Source organism: Gordonia asplenii (genome assembly GCF_012933505.1).
Lineage (GTDB): Bacteria > Actinomycetota > Actinomycetes > Mycobacteriales > Mycobacteriaceae > Gordonia > Gordonia asplenii.
The window spans coordinates 120,813-137,274 of record NZ_JABBNB010000010.1 but is presented as its reverse complement, the minus strand read 5'-3'; the positions used below and the strand labels follow the sequence as shown (position 1 = coordinate 137,274).

At 66.2% G+C, this 16,462-nt stretch carries 15 protein-coding genes; 8 read left to right on the top strand and 7 right to left on the bottom strand.

The window, feature by feature from the left end; all coding sequences use genetic code 11:
- Positions 1–38: 38 nt before the first annotated feature.
- The 3 genes from HH308_RS11875 to HH308_RS11865 are packed head-to-tail and all read left to right on the top strand — an operon-like array spanning position 39 to position 2,613.
- Positions 39–1,109 carry a potassium channel family protein gene (locus HH308_RS11875; protein ID WP_170194413.1) on the top strand — a complete coding sequence of 357 codons (1,071 nt, stop codon included), beginning with the start codon at positions 39–41 and terminating at the stop codon, positions 1,107–1,109.
- Positions 1,106–2,023 carry an NAD(+) diphosphatase gene (gene nudC / locus HH308_RS11870; RefSeq protein ID WP_170194412.1) on the top strand — a complete coding sequence of 306 codons (918 nt, stop codon included), beginning with the start codon at positions 1,106–1,108 and terminating at the stop codon, positions 2,021–2,023. The genes HH308_RS11875 and nudC overlap by 4 nt, the downstream gene beginning before the upstream one ends.
- Positions 2,024–2,034: 11 nt before the next feature.
- Entirely contained in the window at positions 2,035–2,613 is a 579-nt protein-coding gene (locus HH308_RS11865; protein ID WP_170194411.1) for an isochorismatase family protein, read from the top strand.
- Between the two features lie 19 nt (positions 2,614–2,632).
- On the opposite strand, the gene HH308_RS11860 is transcribed toward HH308_RS11865, so the two are convergent.
- Together HH308_RS11860 and HH308_RS11855 are read right to left on the bottom strand one after the other, a co-directional pair.
- The gene (locus HH308_RS11860) at positions 2,633–2,857 is read right to left on the bottom strand and encodes a mycoredoxin (RefSeq protein WP_170194460.1); all 225 of its coding nucleotides are present in this window, start codon (positions 2,855–2,857) and stop codon (positions 2,633–2,635) included.
- 23 nt (positions 2,858–2,880) lie between these two features.
- Positions 2,881–4,161, bottom strand: coding sequence for an esterase/lipase family protein (locus HH308_RS11855; protein WP_170194410.1), 1,281 nt, complete (start codon positions 4,159–4,161; stop codon positions 2,881–2,883).
- A 120-nt stretch (positions 4,162–4,281) separates the two neighbouring features.
- Here HH308_RS11855 and HH308_RS11850 point away from each other — a divergent pair, with 120 nt between their 5' ends.
- The 3 genes from HH308_RS11850 (at position 4,282) to HH308_RS11840 (ending at position 7,172) form a co-directional block, all read left to right on the top strand.
- Entirely contained in the window at positions 4,282–6,348 is a 2,067-nt protein-coding gene (locus tag HH308_RS11850; RefSeq protein ID WP_312870554.1) for an ATP-dependent DNA helicase UvrD2, read from the top strand.
- Positions 6,349–6,526: 178 nt separating this feature from the next.
- Positions 6,527–6,733: a hypothetical protein gene (locus tag HH308_RS11845; RefSeq protein WP_170194408.1), complete on the top strand. Its 207-nt coding sequence runs from the start codon at positions 6,527–6,529 to the stop codon at positions 6,731–6,733.
- A 148-nt stretch (positions 6,734–6,881) separates the two neighbouring features.
- Positions 6,882–7,172, top strand: a complete 291-nt coding sequence (locus HH308_RS11840) for a WhiB family transcriptional regulator (protein WP_170194407.1) — start codon at positions 6,882–6,884, stop codon at positions 7,170–7,172.
- 123 nt (positions 7,173–7,295) lie between these two features.
- Here HH308_RS11840 and HH308_RS11835 read toward each other — a convergent pair whose 3' ends face one another.
- From HH308_RS11835 to HH308_RS11825, 3 genes are all read right to left on the bottom strand, one after another.
- Entirely contained in the window at positions 7,296–8,621 is a 1,326-nt protein-coding gene (locus HH308_RS11835; protein WP_170194406.1) for an ABC1 kinase family protein, read from the bottom strand.
- A 47-nt stretch (positions 8,622–8,668) separates the two neighbouring features.
- On the bottom strand, positions 8,669–9,535 hold the full coding sequence (locus HH308_RS11830) for a hypothetical protein (protein ID WP_170194405.1): 867 nt from the start codon (positions 9,533–9,535) through the stop codon (positions 8,669–8,671).
- Between the two features lie 104 nt (positions 9,536–9,639).
- Positions 9,640–11,034: a zinc-dependent metalloprotease gene (locus tag HH308_RS11825; RefSeq protein ID WP_170194404.1), complete on the bottom strand. Its 1,395-nt coding sequence runs from the start codon at positions 11,032–11,034 to the stop codon at positions 9,640–9,642.
- Positions 11,035–11,149: 115 nt separating this feature from the next.
- Between HH308_RS11825 and HH308_RS11820 the strand changes: the two genes are divergently transcribed.
- Positions 11,150–12,235: a YlbL family protein gene (locus tag HH308_RS11820; RefSeq protein ID WP_170194403.1), complete on the top strand. Its 1,086-nt coding sequence runs from the start codon at positions 11,150–11,152 to the stop codon at positions 12,233–12,235.
- Between the two features lie 106 nt (positions 12,236–12,341).
- Here the strand turns inward: HH308_RS11820 and HH308_RS11815 are convergent, their stop codons facing one another.
- Positions 12,342–12,962, bottom strand: coding sequence for a PPA1309 family protein (locus HH308_RS11815; RefSeq protein WP_170194402.1), 621 nt, complete (start codon positions 12,960–12,962; stop codon positions 12,342–12,344).
- A 201-nt stretch (positions 12,963–13,163) separates the two neighbouring features.
- Here HH308_RS11815 and HH308_RS11810 point away from each other — a divergent pair, with 201 nt between their 5' ends.
- Positions 13,164–16,118: a UPF0182 family protein gene (locus HH308_RS11810; protein ID WP_211188426.1), complete on the top strand. Its 2,955-nt coding sequence runs from the start codon at positions 13,164–13,166 to the stop codon at positions 16,116–16,118.
- A gap of 3 nt (positions 16,119–16,121) precedes the next feature.
- Here the strand turns inward: HH308_RS11810 and HH308_RS11805 are convergent, their stop codons facing one another.
- Positions 16,122–16,415 carry a hypothetical protein gene (locus HH308_RS11805; protein ID WP_170194400.1) on the bottom strand — a complete coding sequence of 98 codons (294 nt, stop codon included), beginning with the start codon at positions 16,413–16,415 and terminating at the stop codon, positions 16,122–16,124.
- Between the last annotated feature and the right edge of the window lie 47 nt (positions 16,416–16,462).

Genomic DNA, 16,462 nt, shown 5'->3' with positions numbered 1-16,462 from the left:
CTTGCGACTGTGTTGCCATTGAACGGGAGACATCGCTGATGCCATCGCGCCTGCGTCGACGCTTCGGCTCGGATCCGCTCACCGAACGTCCAGAGCACGCCCTCGTCGGCATCATCAAGATCCCAGAGATCCAGAACAGTCCGGGACGTGCCATCGGTCGGCGAGTCATCTTCGCGGTGTGCGCACTGTTCTTCACCGCGGGCGTCGTCTGGCTCGACCGCGGCGGCTACCGCGACGCCCAGGGCAACGAACTGTCGTTCCTCGACTCGCTGTACTACTCGGCGGTGACCCTGTCGACGACCGGGTACGGCGACATCACGCCCATCACACCCGGCGCACGACTGATGAACGTACTGATCATCACCCCGCTTCGCGTCCTGTTCCTGATCGTCTTGATCGGCACGACGCTCGAAGTGCTCACCGAGCGGTCTCGCCAGGCCCTCAAGATCCAGCGTTGGAGGAGTAAGTTGCGCAACCACACCGTGGTCGTCGGATACGGCACCAAGGGACGCACCGCGGCGGCCGCCATGATCGGCGACGGCGTCAAGCCCGCCGAGATCGTCGTCGTCGACGAGAATCCGGCCGTTCTGGAAACCGCGGCCGCCGACGGCCTGGTGACGGTCCGCGGCGACGCGACGAAGTCGGACGTACTGCGCCTGGCCGGTGTCGCGCACGCGGCGAGCATCGTCATCGCGGCCAGCCGCGACGACACCGCCGCCCTCGCGACGCTGTCCGCTCGGGAGCTCAACAAGACCGCGAAAATTGTTGCGTCCATTCGCAATTCGGAGAACACGCACCTGATGCAGCAGTCCGGCGCGAACTCCGTCGTCGTATCGTCGGAGACCGCGGGGCGCCTGCTCGGGCTTGCCACGATGACACCGTCGGTGGTGGAGATGATCGAAGACCTGCTGACTCCCGACGAGGGATATGCGATCGCCGAACGAGAAGTCGACCCCACCGAGACCGGTGGCTCGCCTGCGCACACGGCCGACATCGTGCTCGGGGTGGTGCGCAACGGGACGCTCTACCGGGTCGGGGATGCCGAAGTCGAGGCGATCGAGGCAGGCGACCGTCTGCTGTACGTGCGGCGCGGGCCGGGTGACAAATGAGTTTCGTGCTGCCCGCCCCGCCGATGCTGTCGCGGGCGACTTTTGACCGCGCACACAATCTGCGGGAGGATCCGGCGGCGCTCGCGGCCGGGTGGGGCAGCGCCCTGGTACTCGACGTCGACTACAAGGGCCGGTACCCGATCACCGGCGACGGCCACCTGCGCTGGGCAGCCGCGTCCGGTGACATCGACGACTCGGTGGCGCTGCTCGGTGTCGACGGCGGCGTGCACAAGTGGGCGCGGCGCGTCAGCGAGGTCGTGGGCGAGCGCAGCGACCCGAGACTCGGCGCGATCAACCTCGACCCCGACGAGGCCGGGCTGCTCGCGACCGCACTCGGAATGCTGAATTGGCATGACACATCACGATTTTCGCCGTCGTCGGGCCGCGAGACGCGCTCGGACAAAGCCGGCTGGGTACGGCGCGACGTCGACACCGGACGCGAGGAATTCCCACGCACCGACGCCGCCATCATCACCGTCGTGCACGACGGCGGCGACCGTGTGCTTCTCGGCCGCCAAGCGGCCTGGCCCGACCGGTGGTACTCGACGCTGGCCGGATTCGTCGAGCCCGGCGAGTCGCTCGAACAGTGCGTGGCCCGCGAGATCTACGAAGAGGTCGGGATTCAAGTCCACTCGCAGCGCTACCTCGGCAGTCAGCCGTGGCCCTTCCCGCGTTCGCTGATGTGCGGATTCGCAGCCATCGCCGACCCCGATGAACCGTTGCGCTTCCTCGACGGGGAAATCGGCGACGCGGTCTGGTTCCACCGCGACGAAGTCCGCGAGGCGCTGGCTCGTGGCGACGACTGGGTCCGCGTCGAAGGCGCCGAGAACGAGGCTCCCACCGAGGGACCGAGGTTGCGCTTGCCGGGATCGATCTCGATTGCCCGCGCATTGATCGAGGCATGGGCCGCGTAGGAGTCGCCGGTATGACCGACCCCAAACTCAAGCCCGCAGACGCGATTGTCGTCTTCGCTGATTTGCAGTCGGAGATCGTCGCCCTGCCGCTGACAGTCGACGCCGGCGCACTGCGTCGATCCGCTGCCGGCCTGGCGAAATTGGCCGAATTGTTCGACATGCCGACGGTGGTCATCACGATGCCCAAACGTGATGGCGGACAAGCGCAGGTAATACCCGAAGTCGTGAGCGTTCGAACCAACTACCGCCACTTCCAGCGAACGACGCCCGACTCGTTCGACAACGATCTCATCCGTGCGGCTCTCGCCGAGTACAGCCGCCCCACGCTCATCGTGTGCGGTGTCGCCACCGAAATCGTTGTTCAGTGGTTGGCACTGTCCGGACGGGCGAACGGATACCAGGTGCACCTCGTCACCGATGCGTGCGCGGGTTTGAGTACGCGAACCGAAGCGGCCGCCCTGGCGCGACTAACCGCGGCCGGCGTCGTCATGACATCGGTCGTCGGGTTGGCCGGCGAACTGGCCGGTGATATGACTCGGTCACCGGGTAAGGACGCGGTCGACGTCATTTACACGTTGCTGGGCGAATGACGCTGGGTCGCCCGCCGACCTATAACCCGAGCTTCTTCTTCACGTCCGCGATCGAGGGATTGGTGGCGGTGGTTCCGTCGGCATACTTCACCGTCGGGACGACGTGATTGCCGTTGTTCACGCTGCCGACGAAGTCGGCGGCGTCGGGGTTCTGCTCGATGTCGATCTCATCCCAGACGATTCCTGCGCTCTTCATCCCGACCTTGAGTCGGTTGCAGTAGCCACACCAGGTGGTGGTGTACATGGTCAGGGCGGGGGTCTGTGTAGTCACGACTCGCTCAACGCCGGTACAGGCACCGGTATTTCCGGCAACCGGCCCGCCGTGGCTACCCACGTCCTCAGTTGTTCGTACACGGCGTCGTTGTTCAGCAACGACATGTGGTGTGCGCCCGGCAGGTGGAAGCCGGAACCGTCGCCGAAGCCGACTCGACGTGTGCCGGACCGACCGGATGCACTGCGCGTCAGCACCAGACCGTCGCCGATCAGATACCCCAGCGGATTGAGGCGGCTGGTCGCGACCGACGCCGACACGAAGCAATGGGTCGCGCCCGCGAGCAACGGCACCTCGGTGGTGGCGACTTTCGCCAGCGAATCGGCGTCGCGGCCACGCCAATCCTGGTCGACCAGCGAGCCGTGACGCAGGTCGCGGATGCCCGCACTCCGGCGTCGAAGCAACCGGCCGAATGGTGCGGTCTCGGGCATCTTCGTCAGCAGCGCACTGCCGACGTGGGCCAATTGTTCGAGGGGTGCGCCGTGATGCGGCGTGCCCAGACTCACGGTCAACGACGTCACCGTCGTCCACTCCATGCCGGCGCGCGCACCGTGGAATGCCGCGCTGCGCGCGACGAGCCCACCCATCGAGTGCCCGACCAGAGTGACGTCGGTGACTGGCACCGGCCAGTTGCGAACCGTCGCGGCCACTAGATACGAGAGTGCACGCCCGTTCGCCGAGATGTGTCGTCCGGTGTTGTAGCGAATGGCTATCGGGGTCACGCCCAGGTCGTCGGCGAGCCGATCGCCGTACGTCGACGCGCCGCCGAGTCGCCACGAATACTCGGTCTCCACCAGCCCGTGCAGGAAGATCACGATCCGCCCGGTCGCTGCGGGAAACGCCCGACGCAACTGTGTCCGGTCGGGCGATACGACGCGACCGCCGACCCGGATGGTCATCGGATCTTGGGCGAGAGGGGATTCGTCAGCCTCCAGGCGGTCGCCGATCAGTCCATTGATGATGCCGATCGCCGCAGCTCCACGGACTGTTTCCGACGGGGCCGACCATGAGCGTTTGCTCGGCATCGCTTTGCCCGCGAGTTCGCTCGCGGCAGCCGAAGCGATCTCGATCGACTGGTAGACGCCGTCGGTGATGCCGTCGTGAATCGCCTTGATCGGGGTGACGGCTGCGCCGGTGCCCAGCCGCACGCCGGCGAAGACGCGGTCGGACACTGCGCGATGCACCTTGTGTATCCCGCCGGCGGCCACACCGACCTCACGCAGACCCAATTCGGTCAGCGCGCGCACTTCGGCGTTGGTCTCGACGTCGGACTTCATGAACATAGAGTACAGATGTGCACTGAAATTGCACAAGGCGGGTTGTCCACAGCATGGCCGTCGATCCCCAGACCGACCGGCCCCGTCGGGGATGTCAGTGGCCGATGGGACACTATTGGAGTGGCCCATTCCGACTTGCTTGCCGATCTCGACCCGCAGCAGCGGGCCGCCGTTCTCGCACCGCGCGGACCGGTGTGCGTGCTCGCGGGTGCGGGAACGGGCAAGACCCGCACGATTACCCGACGTATCGCCCATCTGATCGACTCCGGACAGGTCAACCCGTCGCAGGTACTCGCGGTCACGTTCACCGCGCGCGCCGCGGGCGAAATGCGCGGCCGATTGCGCTCGCTCGGCGTCGCGGGCGCAGGAAACGCCGTGCAGGCACAGACTTTTCACGCCGCGGCGATGCGCCAGCTCCGGTATTTCTGGCCGCAGGCGTTCGGTGACCGACGCTGGCAGCTGCTCGATCGCAAGATGCCGGTGATCGCCGGTGCGGCACGCCGGGCGGGCGTCGGCACCGGCAATGACATGCTGCGCGACCTGGCGTCGGAGATCGAATGGGCCAAGGCGTCGCTGCTCAGCCCCGACGCCTACCCGCAGGCCGCTATCGACCGGGACCGCGACGCTCCGGTGGACCCGCTCAAGGTCCGCGACGTGTGGAAGAACTATGAGTCGCTCAAACAAGCCGACGCCGACGAGTGGTACCTCGACTTCGACGACATGCTCATCTACACCACCACGATCCTGCGCGACGTTCCCGGCGTCGCCGAGGAGTTCCGCTCGCGCTACCGCTGTTTCGTCGTCGACGAGTACCAAGACGTCACACCGGTGCAGCAGGGCCTGCTCGACATGTGGCTCGGCGAACGTGACGACCTCACCGTCGTCGGCGACGCCAACCAGACGATCTACACGTTCACCGGCGCGACCCCGACCTACCTGCTCGACTTCTCCCGACGCTTCCCACACGCCGACGTCGTGCGCCTGGAACGTGACTACCGCTCGACGCCCGAGGTCGTCGACCTGGCCAACCGCGTGATCGGCGCGGCGCGCGGGCGGATCGCGGGCACGCGACTGAAATTGATCGGACAGCGACCGTCGGGACCCGAGCCGACGTTCAGCGAATACGAGGACGAGCCGTCGGAGGCGATCGGCGCGGTCGCCGAGATCAAGAGCCTGATCCGGCGCGGCGTCGAACCGGCCGAAATCGCCGTCCTGTACCGGGTGAACGCGCAGTCGGAGAATTTCGAGCAAGCGCTCACCGAGGCCGGCATCCCGTACCAGGTGCGCGGTGGCGACGCCTTCTTCCAGCGCACCGAGATCCGGCAGGCGCTGCGCCAACTCGACGCCACCGCACGGCAACTCGATCCGACGGACCCGGCCAACGAGGGTGAGCAACTGCTGGAATTGGTCGAAGCGGTCCTCGAGCCGCTCGGTCTGACCGCACAGGAGCCGTCGGGTGCCGAGGCGCGGGCCCGCTGGGAATCGTTGCGGGCATTGGCCGTGCTGACCGGCGACATGCTCACCGAGAATCCTGAACTTGTTCTCGGACAACTCATTTCGGAGCTGAAGGCTCGCGCCGAAGCGCGGCATCCACCGACCGTGCAGGGGGTGACCCTGTCGTCGTTGCACGCTGCGAAAGGCCTCGAATGGGACGCGGTGTTCCTCGCCGGCGTGACTGACGGCTCGCTGCCGATCAGTCAGGCCATCAACGCCGGACCCGACGAGATCGAAGAGGAACGCCGCCTGTTCTACGTCGGCGTGACCCGCGCGCGTGAGCATCTGGCCATCTCGTGGGCACTGGCGCGCACCGAGGGCGGCAAGGCCAGCCGACGCCGCTCCCGCTTCCTGCACGGCGTCGCACCCGACGACGGCCGGGGTGCGCAACCGGCGGCCCGGCCCGCGTCGGATCGGGCCGCCCGCAAGCAGGCGCGTGAGCAGGCCCTCGCCGAATTGTCGCCTGCCGACGTCGAGTTGTTCGAGGCGCTCAAAGCGTGGCGCCTGGACCAGGCGCGCGAACAGGCCAAGCCGCCCTTCGTGGTGTTCAGCGACCGCACACTGATCGCCATGGCGACCGCTCGACCCGGCACGATCGCCGAACTGGGCAAGATCAGCGGCGTCGGATCGTCGAAACTGGAGGCATACGGTGCCGACGTGGTCGGGATCGTCAGCGCGGCGGCGAACAACTGAACTGATTGGAATAACCGCAGGTCAAAAATAGGTTGTGCGAATTACGGACTAGCCGTTACGCTCGGTAGCGTCAAGTTCATCCGTGGACGGCGCTCGATTGCGGCCGTCGTCGGTGAAACGGAATCGGGCCGGTGGTTGTCGCCGGTGGCCCTTGGATATCGCAGAAAGGAGTGGAGTCGTGAACGGAACATTGAAAATCGCCCAGCAAGACTTGGCGACCGAGCATGCCCATTCCTGGGATGCGTACATCCAACTGGCACCGTGCGCTATTGCGCGCCCCAAGGCCGAAGGCTTCCCGCCCGCGGCCCTGCGCGCATCGGCAGCAGTAGCGCGAGCGCCACGGCGATTCGCCGACGCGAACCTCCGCCGGAGGTGTCTGGTCTAGACACCCTCAGCTGGCAAGCAGACCTCAAGGTCACGGGCGAATCGCGGAAGCGAGACCCGTGACCTTTTTGTTTGGCAGCACCGCAAGCCAACTCAACAGTCTCGGGTCGAGAAACGAAAACCGTTCACCGAAGACGATGGAGAAATTCATGACTTGCGTTCTCGAATCCTGTATGGACCCGACCGAAACCAGCACTCTCGCCGGACGTCTCGACGTTCCCTGCCAGGTCGAAGACCCGGACCTGTGGTTCGCGGAGAACCCGCGCGACCTCGAGCAGGCCAAGGCTCTCTGCGCGACCTGCCCGCTGCGTGCGCAGTGTCTGGCCGCCGCGCTCGACCGCGCCGAACCGTGGGGTGTCTGGGGCGGCGAGATCCTCGAACGAGGCGTCGTGATCGCCCGCAAGCGCCCGCGTGGACGCCCGCGCAAGATCGTGGCGTGAGCTCGCCCGATGCCGGGGGAGTGAGATCAGGGGGTCGGAAGGGAAACCGGGGGACAGCGAACTGCCCGTCGCCGGACATCGAGAGATGCCCGACGACGGGCAGTTTCGTGTCTGTGGTCGCGATTACGCCTCGTCGGTACGCACGCCCGGCACCCACTCTTCGAGGATGGCGCGATACGGTGCATACGCCTCCAGCTGCGCCGCGATGCCGACGCACCCCATCAGGACGCGGAACACCATCACATAGTTCGTCGGAACGTTCAGATTGCGCGACGTCTTGTACACGTCGCCGCGAACGTCGACCGACTTGCCCGCCGCGCGCTGCAGCCACTTGCGGGTGAAGTGGAACGATTCGCTGTACAGCGGATCGACGTACGGCCGCAGATACGCCTCGAGATCCTCGGGCGTCACCTTGTCGGCGTGCGAGCGCTGAATGAAGTTCGTCTGAACGAGCAGTTCACGCAGCTCGTCGTAACGCTTGTCACGGGCGAGCGCCAGAATCGGACCGGTGGCCGGTGGCAGGCCCCCCTCGTAGTGACCAACGGCCCCGAAGTCGAGGACGCCGAACCGCCCGTCATCGGCGATGAAGAAGTTGCCCGGATGCGGATCGCCGTGCAGTAGACCGACGCGCACGGGTGAGCTGAACTCGAAGGTCGCCATCTTGAGCGCGGCGTCGTTGCGCTGCTCCTGTGTGCCGGTGGTGACGATCTTCGACAGCGGTGTGCCGTCGAGCCATTCGGAGACAACGACTTTCGGTGCGCTGGCGACGACCTTGGGGATGATGAAATCGGGGTCGCCGTCGTAGGCCTTGGCGAATGCGCGCTGGTTGGCGGCCTCGGCGAGGTAGTCGAGTTCATCCTCGGTGCGGTCGATCAGTTCATCGATCATCGCCTTGACATCGGTGCCCGGCGAGAGCTTCTGGATGAGCCCGGCCATCCGCGACAGCGTCTTGAGGTCGGCGCGCAGCGCGTGATCGGCACCGGGATACTGCACCTTCACCGCGACCTGCCGACCGTCGGACCACACGCCCTTGTGGACTTGACCGATGCTGGCCGCCGCCGCGGGCACGTCGTTGAAGGACTGGAATCGCTCGCGCCACTTGGTACCGAGCTGCTGGTCGAGGACGGCGTGCACCTTCGCCGCGGGCAGCGGGGGAGCCTCTGCCTGCAGCTTGGTCAGCGCCTCCCGAAACGGCTCGCCGAACTCGTCGGGGATGGCGGCCTCCATGATCGACATCGCCTGGCCGACCTTCATCGCGCCGCCCTTGAGCTCCCCGAGAACGGAGAACAGCTGCTCAGCTGCCTTCTCCATCATTTCCTGATTGACTTCGTCTTTGCTCTTGCCGGCCATGCGCTTGCCGAGACCTGCTGCCGCCCGTCCAGCCATGCCGATGGGGAGCGAGGCAAGTTTCGCATTGCGCCGACCCTGCCCCCGCGTGATTTCGCTCATGAGTCGAGTTTAGTGGCACGCACCGACGTCGACGGTCTCCGGCGCGGCTAACCGGCCGGGGAGCATCCACACGAGGGATGCGCCGGCCAGTGCTTGCGCCGCAACCGTACCGGGTTGACGTGAAACTCCAGCGTGTGGTCGACGAGGTCGGGTGGAGCGGCGACGTCGGGTTCGCCCGAAGTGGAGAGTCTGTTGGCGATCTGCTCGATCTGTTCGTGAGCCAGTGCGACGGTGGCCCGAATGGTCGCACCGCTCGCATAGCCGGGCTTGCCGAGCAGTTGGGCAGCGACGGTCGGCCACTGCGGATCGAGTGTCGCGCGGTAGTGGTCGGCGCAGCGCAGACAACTCGAGAGACCGGGCAGAACAAGCGGCCCGACGATGCCGACGCCGTCGCGCAGCCGCACCGCCAGATGTGGAATACGTTGGCGCATAAGCAGTTTGATGACCATGGGGTCGTGTGCGTGGTAGTCGGTGAGGATGGCGACCTGCGTGTCGGTCCACGGCATGCGTGGTGCCCGAACCGAATTCATGATGCGCAGCCCGGAATCGCTGAGCGAGTCGGTGAGCCTGTCGGCGATGGGACCTCGTCCGTGGACGCGTACCCGAAGCTCGCTGATGCGCCGGGCGCCGCTCGTGGGCAACAACGCGTCACAAGCTTCGAGTTGCTCGACGAGGACCTCGAAGTCGTTGCGCGACAGCCCGATCGATCGCAGGTACCGGCTCACCTCGGGGTGCGTCCGCGGGACCGACAGAAAGCGCAACACGGCGACCATCGACTCGGCGGTCGCGGGCGGAGTCAGGTCGAGGATCGTCGCATGCTCCGGGTCACATCCGAGTTGGATGCGGTCGGGGCGTCGAACGAGGATCGTCGCACCCGGACGCACGACGGGCGGCTGCGCTGCTGCGGTGGTCATGGTCCGATGGTGCCAGCGCCGCGCGTGCGATCAGGCGGCGATCAGCCGGTTATCCACAGGCCCACAAGCGCTTCTACCTGCGGATAACCGGCTGACGGAAACTTCTACGACGCCGGGTCGTCGTCGGGTTTGCCTTCTTCACGGGCGCGCGCTTCGTCGGCGATGGTCTTCTCCAGCGCTGCCATCGGGTCGTCGAAGTCGCTGGTGTCGCCGCCGATCATGCGATCGATGAAACCGGCGGGGCTGTCGAGGTCGTCGGCGTCGGGAAGCAGGTCCGGGTGTTCCCACACCTTGTCGCGGGTGGCGACGTCGGAGGCGTCGAGCAGACGGCTCCACAGCGCCGACGCTTCGCGCACCTTGCGGGGACGCAGTTCCAGGCCGATCAGGGTGGCGAACGTCTGCTCGGCCGGGCCGCCCGACGCGCGGCGTCGGCGCATTGTCTCGGTCAGTGCGCCGACGCTGGGGATGCGATCGGAAAGTGCTTGCGACACAACGTGTTCCACCCAGCCCTCGATCAACGCGAGCAGTGTCTCCAAGCGGGTGAGCGCAGCCTGCTGCTCGGGCGTGGTCTGCGGGGTGAACGCCGTCGACGCCCCGACGAGCTCCTCGAGCTTGCTCGGGTCGGACAGCAATTCGGTGGGGTCGACGCCGCTGGCGAGGTCGGAGATGCCGCTGAAGTCGATGGTGATGCCCCGCGCATACTGCTCGATCGTCGACAGCAGACGCTGTCGCAGCCACCCGACATGGGTGAACAGACGCAGGTGAGCGGCCTCGCGCGCGGCGAGGAAGACGATGATCTCCTGGGCGGGCTGTTCGAGACCGTCGGCGAAGGTCGCGATCGCCTCGGGGAGCAGTGCGGCGGTGCCTTCCGGGGCGAGCGGGAGGCCGATGTCGGTCGACGTCAGCACTTCTTTGGCGAGCTGGCCCAGGCCCTGTCCGAGTTGAGTGCCGAACATCATGCCGCTCATCTGGGTGAGCATGCCCATCATCGGCCCGGCGAACTGGGCGGCCTCGGCGGGCATCCCGGACTCCATCGTCTGTGACAGCCCGGTGGCGATCGGGTCGCAGAGCCCCTTCCAGGTGGGCATCGACTCTTCGAGCCACTGCACCGGAGTCCAGGCGACCGCGCGGGTGACACCCGACGGGAGAGTCGTGGTGTCGTCGAGCCACACCTCGGCGAGCCGCACGGCGTCGGCGACGGCCTGGTTCTCCTTGTCCAGCACCGGGGTGAACGATCCGATCTGCTGCCGGGCGAGGTTGGCTGCGACGTCGTAGTTGACCGGGCCGCCGCCCTTGCCGGACGCGAAACTGGCGCCCATGCCGCTGATCATGTTGCCGAGCTGGGAGAACATCTGGCCGAGTGCGGCGGGATCGAAACCCTCACCGCCCATGGCGAACCCGAACGGGTTGTTGGGGTCGGCGCCGCCGTTGCCCTTGTTGGCGTCGTCGCGGTCGTCGTCTTTGTCGGAGGACGAGAATCCGAAGGGCAAGTCGTTCATGGTGTCAACGGTACCGGCAGTTCGGCCTGTTTCACGCGCTCTGCTGTTCGCCGTCAGCGGAGTCGGGCGTGCGCCGTCTCAGCCGCTTGCAGGTGCCTCCACTAGGCTCGTGGAAATGAGCGTGTCCCCGGCGTATCGCCGTATCGCCGCCATCGTCGTGACCGTGGTGGCCGTCGTCGCATTGTTCGTCGTCGGAATGTACGTCCAGGTGCCCTATGTCGCGATGGGACCCGGCCCGACGGTCAACACTCTCGGCGACGTCACCATCGACGAGCAGGGCAAGGACGGCAAAGTCGTGGCGAGCGAGCGGCAGGTCGTCGACATCACCGGCGCTCAACTCGACAAGACCGACGGGCATCTGAACCTCACCACGGTGTCGGTGTACGACGGACTCAACCTGTTCGACGCGCTGAGCAAATGGGCGTCGGGCCGCTACACGCTGGAACCGCGCGAACAGGTATACCCGCCCGGACAGTCCAATCAGCAGGTCCGCGACGCCAACGCGGCGCAGATGAGCGGGTCGGAGGCCGCTGCTCAGGCTGCCGCGCTGAGCTACCTGCACCGCCCGACGAAGCTGACCATCGCCGCGATCGGCAAGGACGCCCCGGCGTCGAAGGGACTCAAGGTCGGCGACCAGGTGATCAGTGTGTCGGGGACGCCGGTGTCCACCACAGCGCAGATGCAGAAAGCGGTCCGGGCCCACAAACCCGGTGACAAGCTGGACCTGGCCATCGTCCGGGACGGCACACCGCAGAACGTCGTGGTGACCCTCGGCGGCTGGCCCGACGGCGCGCCGGCCGAGGTCAAGGGCACCGGCTACCTCGGCGTGACGCCGCAGGTGCTCAACGCCGACCCCAAGCTGAAAATCGACTTCAACGTCGGCGACATCGGCGGGCCGTCGGCCGGGCTGATGCTGACCCTGGCCGTCGTCGACCGACTCAGCCCGGGCAGCCTGACCGGCGGCCGGTTCATCGCGGGCACCGGAACCATCTCCGACTCCGGCGTCGTCGGACCGATCGGCGGTATCACCCACAAGACCCTCGCTGCCCGCGAAGCCGGCGCGACGATGTTCCTGGTCCCGGCGGCCAACTGCGCCGAGGCGAAGTCGGATGCGCCCGACGGTCTGGAGCTGGTCAAGGTCGACTCGCTCGACACCGCCGTCGGCGTGCTCACCGGGAAGGTCGCCCGGCAGGGCTGCTGAGCGCGACTAGCCATTTTCCCGATTCTTCGGACGCGGCGCGGCCCCCGAGTCGTCGACGGCGGGGACGAGTTCGACGCCCGCCGTCAATCGCCTCGGAATCAACCGTCTAGTCGTCGATGCTGTTCTCCAACGTCGCGGCGAGCGCTTCGACGAGGTTGGGCGCGAGGTCGGGGTGGGAGAGCAGTTCGATCTGACCGTCGTCGGCGCCCTCGTCGGGGCGCAATTGAAGCAGCGACAGCGTGCGACCGTCGCGCAGCGCGCCGGCGATGAGTCGTGCCGCCCGCGACTCCGGATGTGACAGGGCCGTCGAGCGGGCCGCGGCGTCGGCCGCGTCGGGGTCGGACAGCAACGGTTCGAAAGCGTCGTCGAGGTCTGCCTCAGCCTCCGGCGGCAGCACGATGATCTCCTGCACGAGAGCGCAACCGGCGACGGCGTCGGGCCAGCTCGTGGTCGCCAGGATGTGTTCGAGCTCGGCGGCCTGGACGGCGCGATCGGCACCGGGGCCCACCTCCGAGGTCGGCAGCGGCTCCTGGGCGATGGGGCTGAGCTCAGAGGTGTCGAACTCGTCGACGAGGTCGGGTTGAGTCTGCGCGAGCACCGACGTCGGGACGAGTGCGAACAGCGTCGGCGGTTGGTCCCAGCCGGCTGCGTCGACGAATTCGACGACGTCGCGCAGCGCACTGCCGAGAGCGTCGGGGGAGAGGTTGCCGGTGGGTGGCGTAGTCACGGTCGAATCCTATCTTCGGTGAGCTCCGCCGACGGACCGGGTAACCTCGCTGGCGAGGGTCCGACGCCGACTACCTGGTCGTCGACCGGCCGGTACATTGGACGGAAAATCGGACAGAGTTCGCATGGGTGCCCTGGTGTGCCCGCCGCGCGGACCAGATCGCAACAGGAGAGTTTGGTGGGAGTACGCGGACCGGCGAGTATGCCGACGCTGTCGCGGCGGAGCAAGATCGCGATCGGTATCGGTGTCGGGATTCTGGTGGTGCTGCTGGTCGGGCCTCGCGTCGTCGGGGTGACCACGGATTGGATGTGGTTCTCGCAGGTCGGATATTCGTCGGTCTACGCGCGCATCGTGTGGACGCGGGTGGCGATGTTCCTGGTCGCGGCGGTCGTCGTCGGGCTGATCATCTTCGGCGCGCTGGCCGCCGCCTACCGCGCGCGCCCGGTGTTCGTCCCGGCGTCGAGCGGAGTCGATCCGCTGGCCCGCTACCGCACCACCGTGATGACGCATCTGCGGTGGTTCTCCATCGCACCCGCGGTGATCATCGGTGTGCTGGCCGGTCTCGTCGCGCAGGGATCGTGGGCGACGCTGCAGATGTTCTGGCACAGCGAGAGTTTCGGCAAGCGCGATCCGCAGTTCAACCTCGACATCTCGTTCTACGCCTTCGAATTGCCGTTCTACCGGTTCCTGCTGAATTTCTTCTTCGTCATCGTGGTGGTCGCGTTCCTCGGAAACCTGTTGACGCACTACATCTTCGGTGGAATCAGGCTCGGCTCGGGCCGCAGCGGCAGTGCATTGACGGTCGCGGCGCGCGTGCAACTCGGTGTGCTGGCAGGAATCTTCTTGTTGCTCAAGGCCGTTGCGTACTGGTTCGACAGGTATTCGCTGCTGTCGAGTGATCGGCGCGGCGATATCTTCACCGGCATGACCTACACCGACGCCAACGCCGTGTTGCCGTCGAAGCTGATCCTGATGGCTATCGCGGTGATCTGCGCTGCCGCATTCTTCGGCGGAATCGTGTTGCGCGACTTGCGAATTCCCGCGATGGCCACCGCACTGATGCTGCTCAGCGCGTTGGCGATCGGCGTGCTGTGGCCAGCCGCGATGGAGCAGTTCTCGGTGAAACCCAATGCGGCGCAAAAGGAGCGGGCGTTCATAGAGCGCAACATAGCGGCGACCCGGGACGCGTACGGGATCGGCGGCGGCGACGTCAAATACGAGCGCAACTGGACGTCGCAGCCCGCCGATCCGGCCAAAGTCAACGCCGACAGCGCGACGCTGTCCAACATCCGCATCCTGGATCCCAACGTCATCTCGCCGGTCTTCAACCAACGGCAGGGACTGAAGAACTTCTACGGGTTCCCCAATCAGCTTGCCGTCGACCGTTATCAGGTCGACGGACAGATGCGCGACTACATCGTCGCGGTGCGTGAGCTCAACCCCAACGGGCTCGATGAGAACCAGCAGAACTGGATCAACAAGCACACCGTGTACACCCATGGCAACGGGTTCATCGCGGCACCGGCGAACACCGTCGACGCGGCGTCGTCGGAGGCGGGCAGCGACCGCGGTGGATTCCCCATCTTCAAGGTCAGCGATCTGGAGAACTACCAGACCGAGGACTACAAGAAGAACGCACCGATCAAGGTGACCCAGCCGCGCATCTACTTCGGCGAGATGATCGCGAAGGTGAGCCCCGACTACGCCATCGTCGGATCGCAGGACGGTACCAACCGGGAGTACGACGAGGACAACGAGTTCTACACCTACAACGGTCCGGCCGGAGTGTCGCTGGGCAATTGGTTCAACCGATTCCTGTATTCGGTGAAGTACATGGAACGCAACATGCTGTTGTCCGGCGCGATCAACAGCAATTCGAAGATCATCTACAACCGCGACCCCCGCGACCGCGTGAAAGCGGTGGCTCCGTGGCTGACTGTCGACTCGAAGTCGTATCCGGCGGTCATGGCCGACGGCTCGATCAAGTGGATCGTCGACGGCTACACCACGCTCGACGACTACCCGTACGCGCAGAAGACCTCGCTGCAGGAGGTCACCACCGACACCCAGGATCTGAATCAGGGGCAGACCGGGCGATCGCAGATCAACCGGCAGGTCGCGTATGCGCGCAACTCGGTGAAGGCGACGGTCGACGCCTACACCGGTGAGGTGCAGCTCTACCAGTTCGACACCAGCGATCCGGTGCTCAAGACGTGGATGAAGGTGTTCCCCGGTTCGGTCAAGTCGCGCGCCGACTTCGACAAGGTGAAGGGCCTCGCCGACCACGTCCGCTACCCGGAGGATCTGTTCAAGATGCAGCGGGCGTTGCTCGCGCGCTACCACGTGAGCGACCCCGACACCTTCTTCCGCGGCAACGACATCTGGTCGCTGCCGGCCGATCCGACGAAGGACAACAACTCCGCCGGACTGAGCCAGCCGCCCTACTTCTTCACCGCCGCGGCACCGAACGGCACGGACGCGTCGTTCCAGTTGACGACCGTGATGACGGTGCTGCAGAAGCCGTTCCTCGCCGCGTACATGACGGCGTCGTCGGATCCGAAGACATACGGCCAGATCACCGTGAAGGTGCTGCCGACGAATAAGCAGACCGTCGGGCCACAGCAAGCCCAGGAGAACCTGAAGTCGTCGGGCCAGGTGGCGTCGGATCGTAAGCAGGTGGAAGACACCACCAAGGTCAGCTACGGCAATCTCCTCACGTTGCCGGTCGGCGGCAACGGCCTGCTCTACGTGCAGCCGATGTACACGCAGTCGCGCAGTGATTCTGCCGCGGTTCCGAAGCTGTACCGGATTCTCGTGTACTACGTCGGGCCTGACGGGAGCGGTCAAGTCGGCTATGCCGCGACGGTCGCCGAAGCATTGCGGCAGGTGGGCATCAACCCGACCGAGGTCACCAAACCGGGCAGCGCCAACCCCGTCGAGGGGCAGACGCCGGACACCACCACACCCACCCCGACGCCTACTCCGCAGAACCCGCAGGGCAGCGACGGTGCCCGCGACGCCGCGGTCAAGGCGATCGGGACGGCGCTGGAGGCCCTGAAGGCGGCCCAGACGAAGGGCGACTTCAAGGCCTACGGCGACGCGCTGGCGGACCTCGACAAGGCCGTCGCGGCCTATGAGGCGCTGGGCACCAAATAGGGGTCAGACGCCGCGGTACTCGTGCAGGTACCGCGACGCCTCGACGTCGGTGTTGTCGGGGACGAGCGGACTGTGATGCACCCGTCGGGTCAGCGTCGTCATGATGACGATCGCCGACACGAAGGCGCAGGCCGCGATGACGCCGAAGATGATCGCTATCGCGGTGTTGCCGCTTGCGAGGTTGATGAGCCAGAGGGCTGCGCTGGCGAAACCGGCCAGGATGGACAAGTATCCGAAGATGCTCATCGGGTGGTTGCCGTGGCTTTCGTGGTGGTGGACGACGTGCGTTGTCGGCATCGCAAACTCCTGAGCGAATGACGAACGCGGGCGCCTGCACAGCATCG

Bases quoted from the DNA above. Each gene is read 5' to 3' on its own strand.
- HH308_RS11875 (WP_170194413.1), top strand. From the start codon at position 39: ATGCCATCGCGCCTGCGTCGACGCTTCGGCTCGGATCCGCTCACCGAA.
- nudC (WP_170194412.1), top strand. From the start codon at position 1,106: ATGAGTTTCGTGCTGCCCGCCCCGCCGATGCTGTCGCGGGCGACTTTT.
- HH308_RS11865 (WP_170194411.1), top strand. From the start codon at position 2,035: ATGACCGACCCCAAACTCAAGCCCGCAGACGCGATTGTCGTCTTCGCT.
- HH308_RS11860 (WP_170194460.1), bottom strand. From the start codon at position 2,857: ATGTACACCACCACCTGGTGTGGCTACTGCAACCGACTCAAGGTCGGG.
- HH308_RS11855 (WP_170194410.1), bottom strand. From the start codon at position 4,161: ATGAAGTCCGACGTCGAGACCAACGCCGAAGTGCGCGCGCTGACCGAA.
- HH308_RS11840 (WP_170194407.1), top strand. From the start codon at position 6,882: ATGACTTGCGTTCTCGAATCCTGTATGGACCCGACCGAAACCAGCACT.
- HH308_RS11835 (WP_170194406.1), bottom strand. From the start codon at position 8,621: ATGAGCGAAATCACGCGGGGGCAGGGTCGGCGCAATGCGAAACTTGCC.
- HH308_RS11830 (WP_170194405.1), bottom strand. From the start codon at position 9,535: ATGACCACCGCAGCAGCGCAGCCGCCCGTCGTGCGTCCGGGTGCGACG.
- HH308_RS11825 (WP_170194404.1), bottom strand. From the start codon at position 11,034: ATGAACGACTTGCCCTTCGGATTCTCGTCCTCCGACAAAGACGACGAC.
- HH308_RS11820 (WP_170194403.1), top strand. From the start codon at position 11,150: ATGAGCGTGTCCCCGGCGTATCGCCGTATCGCCGCCATCGTCGTGACC.
- HH308_RS11810 (WP_211188426.1), top strand. From the start codon at position 13,164: ATGCCGACGCTGTCGCGGCGGAGCAAGATCGCGATCGGTATCGGTGTC.
- HH308_RS11805 (WP_170194400.1), bottom strand. From the start codon at position 16,415: ATGCCGACAACGCACGTCGTCCACCACCACGAAAGCCACGGCAACCAC.